This is a genomic window from Azohydromonas aeria (assembly GCF_009760915.1).
Classification (GTDB): domain Bacteria; phylum Pseudomonadota; class Gammaproteobacteria; order Burkholderiales; family Burkholderiaceae_C; genus Azohydromonas; species Azohydromonas aeria.
In genome coordinates, this window is the sequence record NZ_VIDQ01000021.1 from 34,915 (window position 1) to 53,664 (window position 18,750).

Genomic DNA, 18,750 nt, shown 5'->3' on the forward strand with positions numbered 1-18,750 from the left:
GTTGCCGCCAGGCGCGAAAGCCGCGGATGCTTCTGCCAGACTGCGCCTAAGCTGGCTGCTTCTTCAACGGCAATCGGAGGTTTTCATGAACGATACGAGCAGCGTGTTCGAACCACAGTCGACGGCGGGCATCCGTTCATTCAGGGATCTGCGCCGCTTCGCGCAGGAGATCACGGGCTTCCGGCCGAACTACTTGCCTGCCCAAGGGGATGCCTTCCAGGTGCAGCGGCGCAGCCTCTTCAAAGCTGAAGAAGCCGTGGACGTCGGCGCCATCGATCTGCCCCGGGGGCAGGGCCGCGTGGATGAGACGGCTGCGGACGAGTTCATCATCGTTTTCGACGGTGCGGTGAGCCTGACGCAGGACAGCGGACCGGTCGAGATGCTGGCGGGCAACAGCGCCGTCATCCCTCGCGGAGCCAGCTTCTCCTGGCGCACCGACGGCCCCACCACGCTGATCTACCTGCGGCACAAGAGCAAGCCTGCAGATGCGACAGCGGTGGTGCGGATCGACGAATCGGCGACGCTGCAGCCTTCGGGCACACCGCCGGTGGAACTGCTGATCGGCGCGACGCCTGCCTGCAGGAACTATACGGACTACCGCTCTGCCGATGGCGAGCTCACGTGCGGCACCTGGGATTCGACGCCGTACCGCCGCAAGGCCATGCTGTTCGGCCACTGCGAGCTCATGCACTTGCTTGAGGGTGCGGTGACGCTGGAAGACGAGGCCGGCAACAGGCGCACCTTCATGAAGGGCGACATCCTCGTCGTGGAGCAGGGAGCGCGTTGCAGCTGGGACAGCTTCCAGCAGGTGAAGAAGGTCTACGCCACCTTCCGGCCCGCCCCCTGAGGCCGCTTCCATCTCCGGACTCTTCCTTCCTCGAACGCTCACGCCGCGACCCGGTACCCATCATGCCCTTGCCTGCGTCCCTGAAGACGACATCCCGCCGCTCGAATGCATCGATAGACGATCTTGTGCCCGCCCTGATCGAGTTGCGCCGCGATCTGCATGCGCATCCCGAGCTGGCGTTCGAGGAACGTCGAACCGCGGGCGTCGTCGCCGCTTCGCTGCGGCTGCTGGGGCTGGAGGTGCATGAGGGACTGGCCGGTACGGGCGTCGTTGGAACGCTGCGCAACGGCAGCAGCGGTCGCGCCATCGGGCTGCGCGCCGATATGGACGCGCTGCCCATCGCCGAGCAATCGCGGCTGGCTCACGCGAGCCGCCATGCGGGCGTACACCATGCCTGCGGCCATGACGGCCATACCGCGATGCTGCTGGGCGCGGCGCAGCAGTTGGCGCGCACGCGGGCCTTCGACGGCACGGTGCACTTCATCTTCCAGCCCGCGGAGGAAGGCCAGGGCGGCGCCCGGGCGATGGTGCAGGCGGGGCTTTTCGAGCGCTTCCCGTGCGATGCCGTCTATGCCCTGCACAACTGGCCCGACCTGCCGCTGGGCCAGGCGCAGACGCGGTCGGGCCCCATCATGGCTGCGGCCGATCGCTTCGACATCGTCCTGCGGGGCCGCGGCGGCCATGCGGCCCAGCCGCACCGCACGCCTGACGCACTTCTGGCGGCGAGCCAGCTCGTCATGCAGCTCAACACGGTGGTCGCCCGCAGGATCGACCCCACCGCCTGCGCCGTCCTCTCGGTGACGCGCGTCGCCGGGGGATCGAGCCACAACGTGATGCCGGCCGAGGTCACCGTCACAGGCACGGTACGCACCTTCGACGCGACCTCGCAGGACCTCATCGAGGCGGCACTGCGCGACGTCGCCGCCGGTACGGCGACCGCGCATGGCGTCAGCGCCGAGGTGTCCTACGTGCGCTACTACCCTGCCACGGTCAACACGGCGACAGAGGCAGCCCTGGCGCTGCGGGCCGCAGCCGCGGCGGGGCTGCAGGCGAGCGAGGCGCCGAGTCCGGCCTTCACCTCGGAGGACTTTGCCTTCCTCCTGCGCGAGCGGCCGGGGGCCTACCTGTGGCTGGGCCAAGGCCGGGCCCAGCCGGGCGCCGGGGAAGATCGCCCACTGCACCATCCCTGCTACGACTTCAACGACGACGCCCTGCCCCTGGGCGTGCGCTGGTTCTGCGCCGTGGCCGAGCACGCGCTTGCGCCTGTCCGCGACTTGCCGCGGTGTGGAGTACCGGCCGATTGAGTCGATTCCCGGCCCGCTTCGTCGGCGCTCCTCATCGGAGCGCCTCTGGAACTGGAACGAGTGGGTTCCGTACGAGTCCGCTCACTTCGCCATGCCCAAGCCAACCGACGCGCACCTCTCCGATCTGCAATCCAGCGGCCTGAAGGCCACGCTGCCCCGCATCAGGGTGCTGGAAGTCTTCCAGCAGTCCGCGCAGCGGCACCTGAGCGCGGAAGACGTCTTCAGGCGCCTCATGATCCGAGGCTCGGACATCGGGCTGGCGACCGTGTACCGCGTGCTGATGCACTTCGAGCAGGCCGGCCTGGTCACGCGCAGGCAGTTCGAAGCCGGCAAGGCGGTGTACGAGCTGAACAGGGGCTCGCATCACGACCACATGGTCTGCGTGTCGTGCGGCCACATCGAGGAGTTCGTAGATCCCGAGATCGAGCAGCGCCAGCGCGCCGTCGCCAAGGCCAGCGGTTTCAGTCTGCAGGAGCACGTGCTGGTGCTGTACGGGCTGTGCGCCCGGCCGGAGTGCCGCTCGCCCATGCCGGTTGCATCGCGCCCTGCAGATGAACCCGCAACCAGTTGCACATAAGAATTGAGCCGCCGGGCGAATCGCACGGGTGGCGCGCATGAAGACATCGACTCATAGACATCCCACGAAATCCGAGAACCCACGAATTCCGTTCGCGCTGCCGCCGGCCGCGGGGCCGAAGTGCTGCGCACGCACGGCCTGGAGCGGCGCTTCGGCGAGCGCGTGCTGCTGGCCCGGCCCGCGCTGCTGTTCGCCGACGAGCCCACCTCGCGCCTGGACCCGCTCACGCAGCGGCAGGCGCTGGCGCTGCTGCTGGACGCCATCGACCAGCTCGGCGCGGCCTTGATGCTGGTGACGCATGACGAGGGCATCGCCGCAGCGGTGGACAGCCGCGTGCTGCGCTTCGACAGCGGACCGGGTTGCTGACGAGGAGCGACATGCTCGGGCGCACCTCCCGATCTTTGCAGGCTTTGCGACGCCCCGCCGGGCAACACCATTAAGGCGCGCTTAGCGTTTGCGTTCCCGAAAGTTAACCAACTCAAGCGCCCTGCGGCCGATACTTGTTGCCAGGAAGGCCGCTCGGAACCTCCCGGCGCCGCTCGAAAGGATTGACCCGCATGAACTCCTCCATCATCAAGCGCCTCACGAGCGCCGGCCGTCTGGATCGCATCTTCATCGATGGTGAGTGGCTCCTTCCAGCGGGGCAGGCCCGAGCCGTCGTCATCGACCCCTCGACGGAGGAACCGATCGCGGAGATCGCGTTGGGGAGCGCGCAAGACGTCGCCGTGGCCGTGGCCGCGGCCCGGCGTGCCTTTGCCACCTGGTCCGTGAGCTCCGCCCGGAGCCGAGCCTCGCTTCTCGACCGCGTGCACGGCCTGGTCCTGGAGCGGGCGGAACTGTTTGCCCAGGCGATGTCGCTGGAGATGGGCGCCGCCATCGGCACGGCGCGCAGCGCGCAGGTGCCGTTGGCAGCGGAGCACATCCGCGCGGCCCGCGACATCGTCGGCAGCTATGCCTTCATCACCCATCGAGAGGCCATGGCCATCGTGCGCGAGCCCATCGGCGTGTGCGGCCTGATCACGCCCTGGAACTGGCCCCTGTACCAGATCACGGCGAAGGTCGCCCCCGCCTTGGCGGCGGGATGTACCGTCGTGCTGAAGCCCAGCGAGCTGTCGCCCCTGAGCGCCCTGCTTTTCGCGGAGGTGATGGCCGATGCCGGCGTTCCCGCGGGGGTGTTCAACCTGGTGAACGGTGAAGGGTCCGAGGTCGGCGCCGCACTGTCGGCGCACCCTGATGTGGACATGATCTCGATCACCGGTTCCACCCGGGCCGGCGTGCTGGTGGCCCAGGCAGCGGCACCGACGGTCAAGCGCGTGGCCCAGGAGCTCGGCGGCAAATCGCCCAACCTCATCCTGCCGGATGCGGACCTCGCACGCGCCGTACCGGCCGGGGTGGCGGCCGGCTTGCGCAACGTCGGCCAGTCCTGCAGCGCGCCGACCCGCATGATCGTGCCGCGCGAGCGCCTGCCGGAGGTCGAGCGGCTCGCCCAGGAGGCGGTGTCCACCCTCGTCGTGGGCGACCCGCGCTCGCCGCAGACGACGCACGGGCCTGTGGCCAACCGCGCACAGTTCAACCGCGTGCAGGAAATGATCCAGGCCGGCATCGCCGAGGGCGCGCGGCTCGTCTGCGGCGGCCCCGGCCGGCCGCAGGGCCTGGAGCGCGGCTTTTACGCTCGCCCGACCGTCTTCTCCGACGTGCAGCCCGGAATGCGGATCGCGCAAGAGGAAATCTTCGGACCCGTGCTGGCGATCATTCCCTACGACAGCGTGGACGAGGCCGTGGAGATTGCCAACGGCACGGTCTACGGACTGAGCGCGCATGTCCAGGGACAGGACCTGGCGGCGGCCCGCGCGGTCGCGGCGCGGATCCGCTCGGGCCAGGTGCACATCAACAACCCGGCCTGGAGCCCGCATGCGCCCTTTGGTGGATACAAGCGCTCGGGCAACGGCCGCGAATACGGCGTGGAAGGCTTCCAGGAGTACCTGGAAACCAAAGCCATCCTGGGGTACGGGGCGCAGGAGCAAGCATGAGGGCGGCCCTGGTGCTGTACCGGAGTGCGGAGCAGTCCTGAAACAACGATGGAGAGCCCATCGCCTCGATGAGGTATTGGGCGATTGGAAACCCTTCTTCGATGTCGTTGAGAATTCGATTCGACGGGCATGCAAGGCGCATGGCGTGGAATACCGACCATCGGACGCTGCCGCGCTGTACGACGCCATCCCGTCGTGGCAACCCCATCCGAACGTGGTCGAGATTCTGGAGGCGATCGCCCCGCACATCCCGCTGGTGATCCTGTCGAACTCGATGGCCGAACTGATTCCGCCCAGCGTCGCCCATCTCAAGGCCAAGTTCCACGCCGTCTACACCGCCGAGGAGGCGCGCGCGTACAAGCCGCGGATGCAGGCGTTCGAATACATGTTCGACCAGCTCGGCTGCGGGCCGGACAAGATGATGCACGTCTCGTCGAGCTTTCGGTACGACCTGATGACGGCGTCCGACCTGGGCTTCATGGCCAGGGCGTTCATCGATCGCGGTCACGAACCGGCCCGCGACGGCTATGGCGTCAACCGGTTGACCGACGTTCGTCAACTGCCCGCTCTGCTCGGCCTGTGAGACCGCAACAGCCGCACTGAGCACGACCGCACCTGACCTCTCGCCCGAGGCGGTGACGGCACTGGTTCACCGTCTCTACGGCATCGAAGGCAGCATCCAGCCGCTGGCGGGCGAGCGTGACCAGAACTGTCGCGTGGAGACGGCCGACGGAAGTCGTTACGTCGTCAAGATCAGCAACCCCTCCGAGCCGCCTTCAGTCATCGACTTCCAGGTCGCTGCGCTCGACCATATCGCCCAGGCCTCACCGGAACTGCCGGTGCCGCGGGTGGTGCGGACCGTGCAAGGACGCGCGCACGACACGGTGGAACTGCCCGGTGGCCTGCGCACCAGCGTGCGGATGCTGACCTATCTGGACGGCATCCAGATTCGGGAAACCGTGCGCACCGCCGCGCAGCGGCGGACCATGGGAACGGTGCTCGCCCGCCTGGATCTCGCACTGCATCGCTTCGCACATCCGGGCGCGACGCACGACCTGCTGTGGAACGTTTCCGCCGCGCATCGGTTGGCGGAAAAGCTCGATGGCATCGTCGATGCGCCACGCCGCGTGCTGGCCGAGAAGTTCATGACGCGCTTCACCGACCACGTGCTGCCACGCCTTGCTTCGTTGCGGTCGCAAGTGATCCACAACGACTACCACCTCTACAACGTGCTTGTCGCCCCCGACGATCATGCGCGCATCGTGGGAATCATCGACTTCGGCGACATGCTGCATGCGCCGCTGGTCGGCGAAGTCGCGACGGCCGCCGCCTTCCACATGGCCGGTAACGCCGATCCTTTCGAAGGGCCGACCCAATTTGTGGCCGCCTATCACGCGACCCTGCCGCTGACTGACGTCGAGCAGGAGATCGTGGCCGATCTCATGGCGACGCGGCACCTCATCACGGCGCTGATCTCGGAATGGCGCGCCGCCCGTTATCCGGAGAACCGCGCCTACATCATGCGCCACAACCCGGCAGCCTGGGAGGCTCTGACCCGGATGGCAGACCTCTCCCGCGCGACGGCACGTGACCGGCTGCTGGCCGGTATCGAAAACGGAGTCACTCAATGAAAAGCATGGAAAGCACGATCGACCTCAACATGGTCAACGCCTATGTCCCAGGACGCGCCGATGTGGGGCCGGTCACCGGGGCGATGATCGCGCGGCGCGACGCATTGCTGGGCCCGGCCTACCGGTTGATGTATGAACGCCCGCTTCACATCGTGCGGGGCGAAGGGGCCTGGCTGTTCGACCCGGAGGGCCGCCGCTACCTCGACGCCTACAACAACGTCACGTCGCTCGGACATTGCCATCCGACGGTGACCGAGGCGATCTGCCGGCAGGTGCGGACGCTGGCCACCAATACGCGCTACCTCCATGACACGATCCTCGAACTGGCCGGGCGCCTGCTCGGCACCGTGCCGGAGACGGACCTTGCCCACTTGATGCTGACCTGCACGGGCAGCGAGGCCAACGACCTCGCCTATCGCATCGCGAAGGTTCCCACCGGCGGCACCGGCGTGATCGTGACCGACACCGCCTATCACGGCATCACCGACGCCGTCTCGAAGTTCTCGCCGTCGCTCGGCGTGACGGTGGATCTGGGCGAGCACGTCCGCCTGGTTCCGGCACCGCGCCTTTATCACGCCGAGGGTGCCGACCTCTCCGAGCGCTTCACCCGCGACGTCGAGGCGGCGATCGCCGATCTTCGGCGCCACGGCATCCGGCCGGCCGCGCTGATTGTCGATTCGCTGTTCACCAGCGACGGCATCCTCCCCGAACCGGCGGGCTTTCTGAAGGGGGCGGTCGAGGCGATCCAGCGGGCAGGCGGCCTGTTCATCGGCGACGAGGTCCAGCCCGGCTTCGGCCGGACCGGCAACCGCTTCTGGGGCTTTCAGCGCCATGGCGTGAAGCCCGATATCGTCACCATGGGAAAGCCGATGGGCAACGGCCAGCCCATTGCGGGACTGATGGCGACCGCTGATGCCCTGGCCGAGTTCGGGAAGAGCTCGCGGTACTTCAACACCTTTGCGGGCAACACCGTGTCCTGCGCGGCGGCACTGGCAGTCCTGGATACCATTGAGCAGGAAGGGCTGGTGCAGCAGGCTGCCAAGGTCGGAAAGGTCCTGCGCGACGGCATTGCCGATCTGGCCCACCGGCATGAGGCCATCGGTGACGTGCGTGGCGCGGGTCTTTTCGTCGGGGTCGAGCTGGTCAGCGATCGCTCCTCGCGAGCGCCGGATCGCAGGCTCACGAGCGAAGTGGTCAATCGGATGCGCGACAAGGGCGTGCTGCTCAGCGCCTGCGCCATGGGACACAACGTGCTGAAGATCCGGCCGCCGCTGGTGCTGTCAACGGATCAGGCCGGCCTCGTCATCCAGGCGCTCGACGAATCCCTCAGCGAAGCGCAGGCGGCCAGCGCCCGACCGTGACAATCGGGAACCTGGCTCTACCATTCAGGCACCATGTGCTCAGCCGTTTCCCTCGACAAATTCGACCTGAAGATTCTTGCGTACCTTCAGCTTGAAGGTCGTTGCTCGAATGTCGAGCTGGCGAACGCCGTTGGCTTGAGCCAGACCCCGTGCCTCGTACGGACCAAGCGGCTGCAGCAGATCGGCGTGATTCGCGGCTTTGGTGCCGACATCGAGCTGGAGAAACTGGGCCGCTGCGTGACCGTGTTTTCCGAGGTGACCATCAGCAGCCACCGCCGCCACGACTTCCGGAAGTTCGAGGAAGCCGCTGTTCAGCACCGCGAAATCGTCGAGTGCTACAACGTCAGTGGCGGGTACGACTATCTCCTGAAGGTCGTGGCGCCAAGTGTGGCCCGCTTTCAGGCGCTGATGGAGCGCCTGCTGCAGGCCGATATCGGCATCGAGAAGTTCACGAGCCGGATCGTGTTGCGCGAATCATTCGGCAAGCGTGCCTATCCGCTCAGCCTCATCGCGGAAGCGACATCGGGGCCTGACCTTCCTTAGCGTCGTCCGACCTTCACTGCTCTACTGTTGACTCGGGATGGGGCAAAGGCGTAGTAATGCCCGTGGTGTTTCGGGCACCCAGGAGGTGCCGCGATGCGCCCTTGCCTCCACGTGTGCCGGCGTCCCGAGTGCCCGTCGCAGGCTGACAGCCCGACACGCACATTGCACCAGCAAGACAACCTGTTCCTGAGCCGGTTGGATGAGCAGCGGCGTCGCTGGTACGCCGCGCGAACGCGTCAGCGACGAGCAAATGAGAAGTTACGCCTGCAAGATCACTCGTTGTGCCCGCAATGGAAGTGCACGCTGCGGCATCGGCCTATGAGCGAAGCCGCCGGCGGCATTGTTCACGAGCAAGGCGAGTTCGAGCATCAGCCGCGCGTCGGAGAACAAACGCGCGCCAGGGGCAATGTGTAGATGCTGCGCGCGAGCGGGTTGACTGCGGCGCTGCTCGTGTACGCGCTGTTGGGCACGTCAAAGCTGACGCGCGCGTCGTCGCGGCAGTCGCCACGCTGATGGCGATCTGGTAGATGACCGAGGCAGTCCCGCTGTCGGTCATCTCGCTGCTGCCGATCATCCTGTTTCTGCTGCTGACCGCGTGCACGGTGGCCGAGAGCACCGCCCCCTTCGCGAACGCGATCATGGCTACGCCTGTTTAACGCACGGTCGTGGCATTGACCGCGGGGCTGCTGTTCCTGCTGCCGGGCGGCAAGCCGGGCAGCGCGGTTTTGGACTGGAAGGACGCCGAGGAAGGCCTACCCTGGGGCGTGCTGCTGCTGTTCGGCGGCGGCCTGTCGCTGGCGGCTTCGGTGGTGTCCAGCGGCCTCGACAAGTGGTTCGGCCAGCAGGTGATGGGCCTCGGAGTGCTGCCGATCGTGGCGCTCATCGCCGTCGTCACGCTGATCGTGCTCTTCCTCACCGAGATCACGAGCAACACGGCGACCGCGGCTACCTTCATCCCGATCCTGGGCGGCGTGGCGCTCGGCATCGGCACGGACCCAATGACGCTGCTGATCCCGGCGGCGCTGGCGGCGACCTGCGCGTTCATGCTGCCCGTGGGCACGCCGCCGAACGCGATCGTCTTCGGCACGGGGGCGGTGAGCATGCCGAGATGGCGCGCGGCGGTTTCCTTCTCAACGTGTTGGGCGTCGTGCTGATCCGATGTTCACCGCGCTGATCGGGCCGTGAGCACTGGGGCTGGTCATCGGTTGATTGCGACGCGTCTGACGAAGCCGGACCGCGGCCGCGCCGCGGTCCGTTGACAAACACCTTGCGTCACGCCTCCAGCCAGACGTGTTCGGCGAAGCTGGAGGCCATCATCCCGCCGAGCGGGATCGGCGACAGGCCCTTGAGCTTGCTGGCGTGCCCGTCGATGCTCGAGATGAACATCGGGACCCCGATGCCGCCGTCGTTGTGGATCATCACCTGCATGTCGGCGTACATCTGGGCCCGCCTGGCCGGGTCGGTTTCGCCGCGCGCAGCCACCAGCAGCTGATCGAACTTCTCGTTCTTCCAGCCCGCCTCGTTCCAGGGCGCATCGGACTTGAAGAACAGCGTGAACGCCAGGTCGGCGCTGGGGCGCGCATTGACGTTGCCGAAGCCCACAGGGTGCTTCATCCAGTGCGTGGACCAGTACCCGTCGGCAGGCATGCGCTTGACATCCAGGTTCAGCCCGATCTGCCGGGCCGCCTGCTGCAGCACCAGCGCCATCTCCACCGAACTGGTCGCAGCGGGCGACGCCACCACCGGGATGGGCGTGCTGCCCAGGTTGGCCCTTTGAAGGTGCCACTTGGCCTTCTCGGGGTCGTAAGGACGCTGCGCCAAGCCCTTGAAGTGGAAGCGGCTGGTCGCGGGGATGGGCTGGTCGTTGGCGACCACCCCATAGCCGAGCTGAATGGACTTGAGCATTTGCTCGCGGTCGAACAGGTGCTTCAGGGCCAGTACGAAATCCGGGTTGCTGCCCGGGCTGCGGTCGAGCCGCACGATGAGGTCGGTGTACGAGACCGACTTGGTCTCGAAGATCGCGTGCTTGCCGGTGGCCTTGACGCGTTCGACCGAGCGCGGATCGACCGCGCCGATCAGGTCCACCTGGCCCGACAGCAGCGCGTTGACGCGCGCCGACTCGTCGGTGATGCCCACGAACTCGATCTCGTCCAGATACGGGCGGTTCGGCTTCCAGTAGTTCTCGTTGCGCACGGCGACGGAGCGCATGCCGGGCTTGAACTCTTTCACCTTGTAGGGACCTGTGCCGATGCCGGCCGTGAAGTCGGTCGTGCCTTCCTTGACGATATGGAAGTGGTAGGTTCCCAGGATCACGGGCAGGTCGGCATTGGGCGAGGTCAGGCGGAAGGTCACCTCGTTGGGGCCGGTGGCGGTCACCGCCTCGATCTGGTCGGCCAGCACCTTGGCCCTCGATGTGGTCGCCGCATCCTTGTGCCGCATCATCGAGAACACCACGTCGGCTGGCGTCAGCGGCTTGCCGTCGTGGAAGGTGACGCCCTTGCGCAGCTTGAACACCCAGGTCTGGGCGTCCCTGGTGGTGAACTCCTCGGCCAGCGACGGCTGCGGTGTCAGGGCGCCGTCCAGCGACGTCAGCCCGTTGTAGAACATGTAGCCGCGGCAGTAGTCGGTGTGGTTGGATTGTTTGGCAGGATCGAGCGTGTCGTTCACGCCCGAAGCGGTACCTGCGACCCTGATGCGGCCGCCCTTGCGCGGCGTCTGGGCATGCGCCGTGGTGGCCAGCGTCGCGACGGAGCCTGCCAGCGTGGCCTGCGTGCCGCCAGCCATCAGCATCGCCAGCACGTCGCGGCGGCGGGCGCCGCGCTTCAGCTCACCCATCAGGCGCATGCTTTCCTCGGCCCCGATGAGGCCGTGCAGAGCCTTGTGTTCGCTCATGGTTGTCTCCTCGATGAATGCGGTGGCGGGATCGACTTCAGGCCAGCTTGTCCTTGAGCCGGTAATAGGCGCCGACCAGCGGCAGGAACCAGGGACGTCCGAAGTGGCCCGGGATGGCGGGCCAGTCGAAGTCCTTCCACGGATTGAGCTCGGCGCGTCCGTCCATGACCTCGGCCATGATCGTCCCCATCAGCGTGGACATCTGGGTGCCGTGGCCGCTGTAGCCCATGGAGTAGTAGATGCCGTTGCGCTCGCCGGCGCGTGGCAGACGGTCGCGCGTCATGTCCACCATGCCGCCCCAGCAATAGTCGATGCGTGCGGCGCGAAGCTCGGGGAAGATGTCGTGCAGCGCCGCCTTCAGGATCGCGCCGCTCTTCTCATCCGAGGCCGGGTTGGATACGGCGAAACGGGCGCGTCCACCGAAAAGCAGCCGGTTGTCGGGCGTCGTTCGGAAGTAGTTGACCAAGTTCTTGGTATCGACCGCCATACGGCGCCGCGGCATCAGCCGATCGAGCATCTCCATCGGCAAGGGCTCGGTGACGATCAGGAACGCGCCGACCGGCACGATCCGGCGCCGAATCCAGCCCAGCGGCCCCGTCTGCGAGGTCCCGCTTGCCAGCAGGACCTGCGAGGCCCGAACCCGGCCCTTCGGCGTGTCGATCAGATGGCCTCCGCCGGGGGCAGGCCGCAGGCCCGTCATCGGCGCATGCTCGTGGATCTCCACACCACGCCGCACCGCAGCTTCCGCCAGGCCGCGGACGAAGCGCCCGACATGCATGCCGGCGCCCTTGCGATAGATCAGCCCACCGTAATAGCGGTCCGACCCCACCTCGCTGGCCAGATCGGCACGGCTCACCATCGCCGTGTCCGGATCGACGTTGGCGGCGAGCAGCTCCTGGCTGCGTGCCAGCTTGTCGTAATGCTCGGGCTTGGCCGCGAGCTTGATCTTGCCGACGCGTGCAAAGCTGCAGTCGATCTTCTCTTCCGCCACCAGGCGCTCGACCATGTCGACCCCGGCGTCGAAGGCCCGATACAGCCGGTTGGCGACTTCCTTGCCGAGCTTGGCCGACAGGGAGCCGTAGTCCTGGGCGAAGCCGTTGTTGCACATGCCGCCGTTGCGGCCGGACGCCGCGTTGCCGATGGTCTGTGCCTCCAGGAGCACGACGCGCGCGCCCTTCTTTGCGAGCGCCAGCGCGGCCGACGCGCCCGTCAGCCCGCCGCCGATCACCGCGACATCGCAAGTGCCCTGCACCGGTCCTGCTGTGGCGCTCTTGAAGGGCTCCGATGTGTCCAGCCAGTAGGATTTCAGCTTCATATCCGCGTTCCTCGCATCTCCGAGCGCAGCATCTCGGTGTCTCCTAGTTGAACGACTGGTTGGCGAGCGCGAACATGCGCGCCGGCCCCGTCGACGGGACTTGCGTCCCGAGGACCATGGTGGTGGCGTCACCGACCTGCTGCAGGCCGATGTCTTCGAGCCAGTCCCCGAGCTGCGAGATGGCAGAGGTATCGACGCGCACGAAAACACGCCCGAGGCGCGCAAGCGCCGCTTCAATCAATGCGCGCGCATCGGTCGGGCTCTCGGCGACGACGGGACCGATGACATGCCCGCGGCCAAATGGGCGTGAAATGGCGTAGCCGCGCGGCTCGCCGCCACGCACAAGCACATAGCCGTCACCGGCCTGGACGAGCCGCTCCAGCATCCGGCCTCTCGCCCAGCCCGTGGCGTCCTGATCCAGACGCCTGACGGTGGCCCTATCCGATGAAGCCATCGCCCTGACGAGGCCCGGGGGCGGCGCCTCATGGCGCTGCGTGGGAACGCCCTGGTGCTGGCGGATGTCGCCGATGCGGACGAAGCCGCGCCGCTCATAAAGCACCAGGCCGTCGGCTGTCGAGTTCAGCGTGATGGTGCGCGGATGCGCCGCTGCCAGCAGCGCATCCATCAGCCGCGCACCGAGGCCGCGGCCTTGGGCAGCCTTGGCGACGATGATCATCCCGGCGGAAGCCTGCGTCTCGCCGTAGGCCCACCAGAGCGCGGTCCCGACCACCACACCGGCGCTCTCCAGCACGAAGCCCTGACCCAGCTCGAGCGCCACCGCCCAGTCTTCGAGCCTATAGGGCCAGGACATCTCCTGCGAGAGCGCGAGGGCGCCTTCCAGGTGCCTCCTGCCAAACGGGACCAGAACCACGTCGTGCTGGTCCCGACGTTGGGCCTGGGTCGCTGCGGTGGTCATTGAAGCGATCCCGCGGGGTCGGTTTCCGTGCCGCTGCCAGGCTCGTGCACGGCGATCGCATCGATCTCAACCAGGTATCCGTAGTGCAATTCCGACACGGGAACCACGCTGCGTGCGGGGCGCGCCTCCGGCAACATGGACGCATAGACCGCGTTGAAGCGGGCCCAATGGTCGATGCCCACGATGTAGGCCGTCACCTTGACGAGGTGTTGCGGCGTGCTGCCTGCGGCGCGCAGGACCTCCAGCATGTTCTGGATCGCCTGCCTGGCCTGTGCCTCGAAACCATCGTCGGCCAACGGTTGCCTATCCGGGCGGATCGGCAACTGGCCGGAGACGAAGACGTGTCCGCGCGAGACGATGCCTTGGGAGTAGTGCCCTGCCGGCGCGGGTGCGCGCTGCGTCAGGATGCCGGTCACGATGGGGCCATCGCTCATTGCCAGCCCCCGAAACGCGACCACTCGGCTTCGACCTTGTCTGAGCTGCCCCGGACGACGTGATAGGACCGGTGCTGGGCGGTCGTGGCGCAAGCGTGATTCGGCAGGATCCGCACGCGGTCGCCAATGGCGAGATCTGGAAGCACGCCGTCCGAGCCCGGCCGCACCGTGATGATTCCGTGCTCCTGGTTGGCATCGGCAACGATCAGGTCGGCATAGGGCGTGCCGGCGGCGTCGCACACCAGCCCATAGCCTTGATCGACCGGCTGCTTGCGGGTGCCTCGGTCCTGAGACAGGGCCATCCAGCCGGCGTCGACCAGGATCCATCCCTTGTCGCGCTGGTGTCCGACCACCGTCGCGAGCACCGAGACCGCGATGTCCTCGAACTGGCAGACACCGATGCCGGCCATCACAAGATCGAAGAACACGAACACGCCCGCCCGTACTTCGGTCACGCCGGTGAGGTCTGTCGCGTTGTGAGCCGTGGGCGTAGAGCCGACGCTGACCACCGGGCAGGCCAGCCCCGCCTCCCGCAGGGTCGTGGCGGCCTCGACAACGCTGCGGCGTTCGGCCTCTGCGCATTGCCGCAACGCCTCGCTCCCACGTGCGGTGTAGCTCCCGCCGGCATGGGTCAGCACGCCGCGCAGTTCCGCACCGGCCTCGAGGGCGCGGCCGATCTCGACGAGACGCTGCGCGTTCGTGGGCAACACGCCGGAGCGGTGGCCATCGCAGTCGATTTCGATGAGGGCCGGAATGCGCGTTCCCGCCTGGCGCGAAGCCTGTGCGACAGCTTGCGCCTGCTCCACGGTGTCCAGCACCACGGCAAGGTCGGCGCCCTGGGCGCGCAACTCGAGCACATGCGGCAGCTTCGACGGCGCAATGCCGACGGCGTAGATGATGTCCCGCACGCCGGCGGCCGCGAACTGCGCTGCTTCCCTGAGCGTCGAAACAGTGGCGGGACCCGCCGGCGATGTCATGACGCGCCGTGCAACGTCCACGGATTTGGCCGTCTTGAGATGGGGACGCAACGATACGCCCAGACGGTCGAGCCTGGCTCGCAGGCGTGCGATGTTCCGCTCCATCCGCTCGACATCGAGGAGAAGGCAAGGTGTCGCCAGTTCTCCCACCGTCGTTGCGATCTCGTCGGCTTTCGCCCTCTCCACAGAAATTGCCTGGCCCAAAGTCTTGCCTCCAGTAGTGCCTTTCCAGACGACTCATCCCGGGATGCGGCATCTGGTATTGGCGAATGACATGAGCCGGATGTTGCGCCGGAAGGAGGCAATCTACAATTTACTGAATCTGCATGGTTAATTAAGGCGGCGCTAAATGATCAGTTCGGAGGACCTTCGCTTCTTCAACGTGCTGGCCAAGTCCGCGTCGCTCGCCGAAGCCGCAAGGAAGCTGGACGTCACGCCGCCAGCCGTCACCCAGCGCTTGCGTGCACTGGAAGCGCGGCTCGGCATTCAGTTGATCGACCGTTCCAGCCGCAAGATGACCCTGACTGACGAAGGCGCCCTCGTCGCATCGCACGGGACGATCGTGGCAGAGGCGATGGAGGCGCTGTCCGAGGCCTTGGCGGATCGGAAGAATGCCGTCGGCGGGCACCTGCGGGTCGCCGCCCCCCACGGCTTTGGCCGGCTTCATGTAGCGCCGGTGGTGGACGCCTTTGCAAAAGCCCATCCCAGCGTGACGGTGACCCTGGATCTCTCCGACCATCCGGGCGCGCGGCTGGTCGAAAGCAGCGACGTCGTGATTCACATCGGCCCGCCAGGTCCGCTGAACCAGATCGTCACCACGCTGGCACCGAACCGACGCATCCTCTGCGCCAGCCCGGACTATCTTGCCAACGCCGCAGCCATTCAATCGCCTTCGGACCTGACGCGGCATCGATGTCTCGTGGTCAGGGAGAACGACGAGGACGTCACCCTGTGGCGTTTCCTGCGCCCTTCCCGCGAGCCGGATACCGTCCGAATCCATCCCACCATGTGCAGCAACGACGGGGCGGTGGTGCGCGAGTGGGCGCTCGCAGGGCACGGTGTCGCGATCCGCTCGGAGTGGAATGTCGCTGCCGACCTCGCAGCCGGTCGTCTCAAGCGCGTGCTCCCAAGCTGGGAAGTTCCTGCGGCCGATGTGGTCGCCATGCTTGGCACGCGCTTCGGGCGAAGTGCCCGCACCACGGCCTTTCTGGCCATGTTGCGTCAATCCCTTGCGCCACCGCCTTGGAGGCAAAAGACAGTTCGATAACGCCGGGGTGGGACCACGGTTCTTGCAGCTACTTCCCTCGGTGCGACGCACGTGATCGATCGGCAAGATCAAGAGCCGAAAATGGTCGACACAATCTAGATGTGTCAGCAACGTTTTTCTCGCATGGTGCATCAACCTTGCCGATGCATTGCAGGCATAAGGAACCGCAGCTCGCGCCTATTTGCAGGGACAAGGTCAGCCAGGGTCAGGAAAACGACATGTTTCGCTTGCCATGGCGCACGCTTTCAAACAGCAATGCTCATGGACCAGTGGGTCCTGCAGTCTGCCAGTTTCCATCCGCAGCTCCGGATGTGCGGAACCACTGCAGCAGGAACTCGACCGCCACTCGGAGGTTGTTCGAACGTTCCAGGCGTGTCGGGTACACCGCCCATACATTGGCCACCTGGACCCACTCAGGAAGCACGGGTACCAGAACGCCTGCGGCTAACAGTGGCGCCACTTCCCACATCGATCGAAGCACGATGCCTCGGCCATCCAGCGCCCAACGCAGTGCAACTTCGCCATGGTTGCTCGACAGCGGCCCTGACACCTTGACAACCTGTTCGCGCCCATCGCATTGAAGGCGCCATACGCCGAAGGGGTGATCCCGCTCCTTGATAGCCAGGCAGTCATGTCCACGCAGATCGTCCAGTGAGCGCGGTTCACCCTTGCGCGCCAAGTAGCTGGGCGCAGCACAGAGCACCCGGTGATTGGCCGCCAGGCGGCGCGCGATCATATGCGGTGCGATCTCGTCACCCACACGCACATCCAAGTCAAAGCCCTCGGCACCGATGTCGATGAGTCGATCGAAGAGTTCCAACCGCACTTGCAAACGCGGGTGGCGTTCGGCCAGTGCCCCCAGCGCCGGCGCTACTTGCTGCCGCCCGAAACCGAAGCTGCTGCATACACGCAAAGACCCGCGAACCTGTGCCGGCGTGCCACCAACCTCCTGTACGAGCTGGTCAATATCGTCAAGGATGCGCTGCGCCCAGCGGTGAACCCGTTCGCCTTCTTCCGTCAGTGCTACACGGCGCGTCGTGCGGTGAAGGAGCCGTGCTCCCAGTGTTTCTTCGAGCACCCGCACCCGCTTGCTGACATAGGCGGGCGATGCTCCGAGTTCGTCGGACGCGGCAACGAAGCTGGACTTGCGCACAACCAGGCTGAACACGCGCAGGTCTTCCAAGTCAGGCGCACTATTGCTCACGTTTTGTGCATGATCAGTTCACAGTACAAAGCATTGTAAATACGGCGTGAACTTTTACCATTCCTCGTGTCATTCGAGGAGATCGGACATGAGCACGACGTATCGAATCGCCGCAATTCCCGGCGACGGGATTGGCAAGGAAGTCATGCCTGAAGGCCTGCGTGTGGTGCAGGCTGCAGCAAAGCGTTTTGGCCTCACGGTGGAGGTCACGCACATCGACTGGGCGAGCTGCGACTATTACCAGGCTCACGGAAAAATGATGCCGGACGACTGGAAGGCGCAACTCAAGGGCATGGATGCAATCTTCTTCGGCGCCGTGGGCTGGCCCTCCACCGTGCCCGACCACGTGTCGCTGTGGGGCTCGCTGCTGAAGTTCCGCCGCGAGTTCGACCAGTACATCAACCTGCGCCCGGTGCGCCTCTTTGAGGGCGTGCCTTGCCCGCTGGCCGGGCGCCAAGCCGGCGACATCGACTTCTTCGTGGTGCGCGAGAACACGGAAGGCGAGTACACGAACCTGGGCGGGCGCATCTACGAGGGCACCGAGCGCGAGATCGTGATCCAGGAGTCGGTGTTCTCGCGCCACGGCACCGAGCGCGTCCTGAAATTCGCCTTCGAGCTGGCGCAGTCGCGCCCGCGCAAGAAGCTCACCGTGGCCACTAAGAGTAACGGCATCGCGGTGAGCATGCCCTGGTGGGACGAGCGCGCCGACGAGATGGGCCGCAACTATCCCGAAGTGCAGGCAGACAAGCAGCACATCGACATCCTCAGCGCCCGCTTCGTGCTTCAGCCAGACCGATTCGACGTGGTGGTGGCGAGCAACCTGTTTGGCGACATCCTGTCGGACCTGGGCCCGGCCTGCACCGGCACCATCGGCCTGGCGCCCTCGGCCAACCTCGACCCCGAGCGCCGCTTCCCCTCCCTGTTCGAGCCCGTGCACGGCTCGGCGCCGGACATCTTTGGTCAGAACATCGCAAACCCCGTAGCCATGGTTTGGTCGGGCGCGCTGATGCTGGACTTCCTGACCCATGGTCAGGGCGCGGGGCGCCAGGCGCACGACGCGATCGTTAAGGCCATCGAAACCGTACTGCGCGAGGGTCCGCGCACGCGTGACCTGGGCGGCAGCGCTAGCACGACAGAGATGGGGCAGGCGATTGCGGCACTGATCTGATCATCAGCAGCTGATCAGAGCGGCAGCGGCCGTTGCGGCGCGTCAATCAATGTGAGCTCCTTTATTGAGCCGGCACTAATGAACTTGAATCAGGCGGCATAGCGAACCGGCTCGTGCTCGAAGTAGCTGCGGATGCGGTCGGGCTGGCGCTGCACGCTGCGCAGGCGTTGCGCGGTGGCCTTGACCAGTTGCAGCTTCGTGCGCGCCGGCGCCAGCTTCGTGACGGGGGTCTCGTACTAATTCGCAATTTTGGTGCGCTTTGCCCAGCAGCAGGCGCGCCCCCT

19 protein-coding genes and 1 pseudogene are annotated in these 18,750 nt (G+C 66.3%); 13 read left to right on the plus strand and 7 right to left on the minus strand.

The window, feature by feature from the left end; translation table 11 throughout:
- Positions 1 to 85 precede the first annotated feature (85 nt).
- From FJ694_RS14470 to FJ694_RS14515, 11 genes are all read left to right on the plus strand, one after another.
- Positions 86 to 847: a cupin domain-containing protein gene (locus tag FJ694_RS14470; RefSeq protein ID WP_157267955.1), complete on the plus strand. Its 762-nt coding sequence runs from the start codon at positions 86 to 88 to the stop codon at positions 845 to 847.
- A 62-nt stretch (positions 848 to 909) separates the two neighbouring features.
- A complete protein-coding gene (locus FJ694_RS14475; protein WP_157267956.1) occupies positions 910 to 2,151 on the plus strand; it encodes a M20 aminoacylase family protein in 1,242 nt (413 codons plus the stop codon).
- A gap of 91 nt (positions 2,152 to 2,242) precedes the next feature.
- Positions 2,243 to 2,728 carry a ferric iron uptake transcriptional regulator gene (gene fur / locus FJ694_RS14480; protein ID WP_157267957.1) on the plus strand — a complete coding sequence of 162 codons (486 nt, stop codon included), beginning with the start codon at positions 2,243 to 2,245 and terminating at the stop codon, positions 2,726 to 2,728.
- A gap of 120 nt (positions 2,729 to 2,848) precedes the next feature.
- Positions 2,849 to 3,094, plus strand: coding sequence for an ATP-binding cassette domain-containing protein (locus tag FJ694_RS14485; protein WP_198320837.1), 246 nt, complete (start codon positions 2,849 to 2,851; stop codon positions 3,092 to 3,094).
- A gap of 191 nt (positions 3,095 to 3,285) precedes the next feature.
- Complete coding sequence (locus tag FJ694_RS14490; protein WP_157267958.1) at positions 3,286 to 4,758, plus strand: aldehyde dehydrogenase family protein; 1,473 nt, start codon at positions 3,286 to 3,288, stop codon at positions 4,756 to 4,758.
- On the plus strand, positions 4,640 to 5,341 hold the full coding sequence (locus FJ694_RS14495; RefSeq protein ID WP_157267959.1) for a haloacid dehalogenase type II: 702 nt from the start codon (positions 4,640 to 4,642) through the stop codon (positions 5,339 to 5,341). The genes FJ694_RS14490 and FJ694_RS14495 overlap by 119 nt, the downstream gene beginning before the upstream one ends.
- Before the next feature lie 52 nt (positions 5,342 to 5,393).
- Entirely contained in the window at positions 5,394 to 6,389 is a 996-nt protein-coding gene (locus FJ694_RS14500) for a phosphotransferase (protein ID WP_232540034.1), read from the plus strand.
- Between the two features lie 5 nt (positions 6,390 to 6,394).
- Positions 6,395 to 7,750, plus strand: a complete 1,356-nt coding sequence (locus FJ694_RS14505; protein ID WP_157268004.1) for an aspartate aminotransferase family protein — start codon at positions 6,395 to 6,397, stop codon at positions 7,748 to 7,750.
- A 33-nt stretch (positions 7,751 to 7,783) separates the two neighbouring features.
- On the plus strand, positions 7,784 to 8,293 hold the full coding sequence (locus tag FJ694_RS14510; RefSeq protein ID WP_157267960.1) for an Lrp/AsnC family transcriptional regulator: 510 nt from the start codon (positions 7,784 to 7,786) through the stop codon (positions 8,291 to 8,293).
- Between the two features lie 527 nt (positions 8,294 to 8,820).
- Positions 8,821 to 8,949: a hypothetical protein gene (locus FJ694_RS37605; RefSeq protein ID WP_259373165.1), complete on the plus strand. Its 129-nt coding sequence runs from the start codon at positions 8,821 to 8,823 to the stop codon at positions 8,947 to 8,949.
- Between the two features lie 9 nt (positions 8,950 to 8,958).
- Positions 8,959 to 9,447: an SLC13 family permease gene (locus FJ694_RS14515; protein ID WP_198320838.1), complete on the plus strand. Its 489-nt coding sequence runs from the start codon at positions 8,959 to 8,961 to the stop codon at positions 9,445 to 9,447.
- A 118-nt stretch (positions 9,448 to 9,565) separates the two neighbouring features.
- Here FJ694_RS14515 and FJ694_RS14520 read toward each other — a convergent pair whose 3' ends face one another.
- The 5 genes from FJ694_RS14520 to FJ694_RS14540 are packed head-to-tail and all read right to left on the minus strand — an operon-like array spanning position 9,566 to position 14,932.
- Positions 9,566 to 11,185 carry an ABC transporter substrate-binding protein gene (locus FJ694_RS14520; RefSeq protein ID WP_157267961.1) on the minus strand — a complete coding sequence of 540 codons (1,620 nt, stop codon included), beginning with the start codon at positions 11,183 to 11,185 and terminating at the stop codon, positions 9,566 to 9,568.
- 37 nt (positions 11,186 to 11,222) lie between these two features.
- Positions 11,223 to 12,500 carry an NAD(P)/FAD-dependent oxidoreductase gene (locus FJ694_RS14525; RefSeq protein WP_157267962.1) on the minus strand — a complete coding sequence of 426 codons (1,278 nt, stop codon included), beginning with the start codon at positions 12,498 to 12,500 and terminating at the stop codon, positions 11,223 to 11,225.
- 43 nt (positions 12,501 to 12,543) lie between these two features.
- The gene (locus FJ694_RS14530) at positions 12,544 to 13,416 is read right to left on the minus strand and encodes a GNAT family N-acetyltransferase (RefSeq protein WP_157267963.1); all 873 of its coding nucleotides are present in this window, start codon (positions 13,414 to 13,416) and stop codon (positions 12,544 to 12,546) included.
- Positions 13,413 to 13,832, minus strand: coding sequence for a RidA family protein (locus FJ694_RS14535; RefSeq protein WP_232540035.1), 420 nt, complete (start codon positions 13,830 to 13,832; stop codon positions 13,413 to 13,415). The genes FJ694_RS14530 and FJ694_RS14535 overlap by 4 nt, the downstream gene beginning before the upstream one ends.
- Positions 13,833 to 13,846: 14 nt before the next feature.
- Positions 13,847 to 14,932, minus strand: coding sequence for an alanine racemase (locus tag FJ694_RS14540; protein ID WP_157268005.1), 1,086 nt, complete (start codon positions 14,930 to 14,932; stop codon positions 13,847 to 13,849).
- A gap of 244 nt (positions 14,933 to 15,176) precedes the next feature.
- Here FJ694_RS14540 and FJ694_RS14545 point away from each other — a divergent pair, with 244 nt between their 5' ends.
- The gene (locus FJ694_RS14545) at positions 15,177 to 16,094 is read left to right on the plus strand and encodes a LysR family transcriptional regulator (protein ID WP_157267965.1); all 918 of its coding nucleotides are present in this window, start codon (positions 15,177 to 15,179) and stop codon (positions 16,092 to 16,094) included.
- A 259-nt stretch (positions 16,095 to 16,353) separates the two neighbouring features.
- On the opposite strand, the gene FJ694_RS14550 is transcribed toward FJ694_RS14545, so the two are convergent.
- Entirely contained in the window at positions 16,354 to 17,277 is a 924-nt protein-coding gene (locus FJ694_RS14550) for a LysR substrate-binding domain-containing protein (protein ID WP_310735043.1), read from the minus strand.
- 109 nt (positions 17,278 to 17,386) lie between these two features.
- On the opposite strand from FJ694_RS14550, the gene FJ694_RS14555 reads away from it, so the two are divergent.
- Positions 17,387 to 18,466 (plus strand): tartrate dehydrogenase, encoded by a 1,080-nt coding sequence (locus FJ694_RS14555; protein ID WP_157267967.1) that lies wholly within the window; start codon positions 17,387 to 17,389, stop codon positions 18,464 to 18,466.
- Positions 18,467 to 18,555: 89 nt separating this feature from the next.
- Here FJ694_RS14555 and FJ694_RS37930 read toward each other — a convergent pair.
- Positions 18,556 to 18,690: pseudogene (locus FJ694_RS37930) on the minus strand (IS630 family transposase); the annotation flags it as partial.
- Positions 18,691 to 18,750 lie beyond the last annotated feature (60 nt).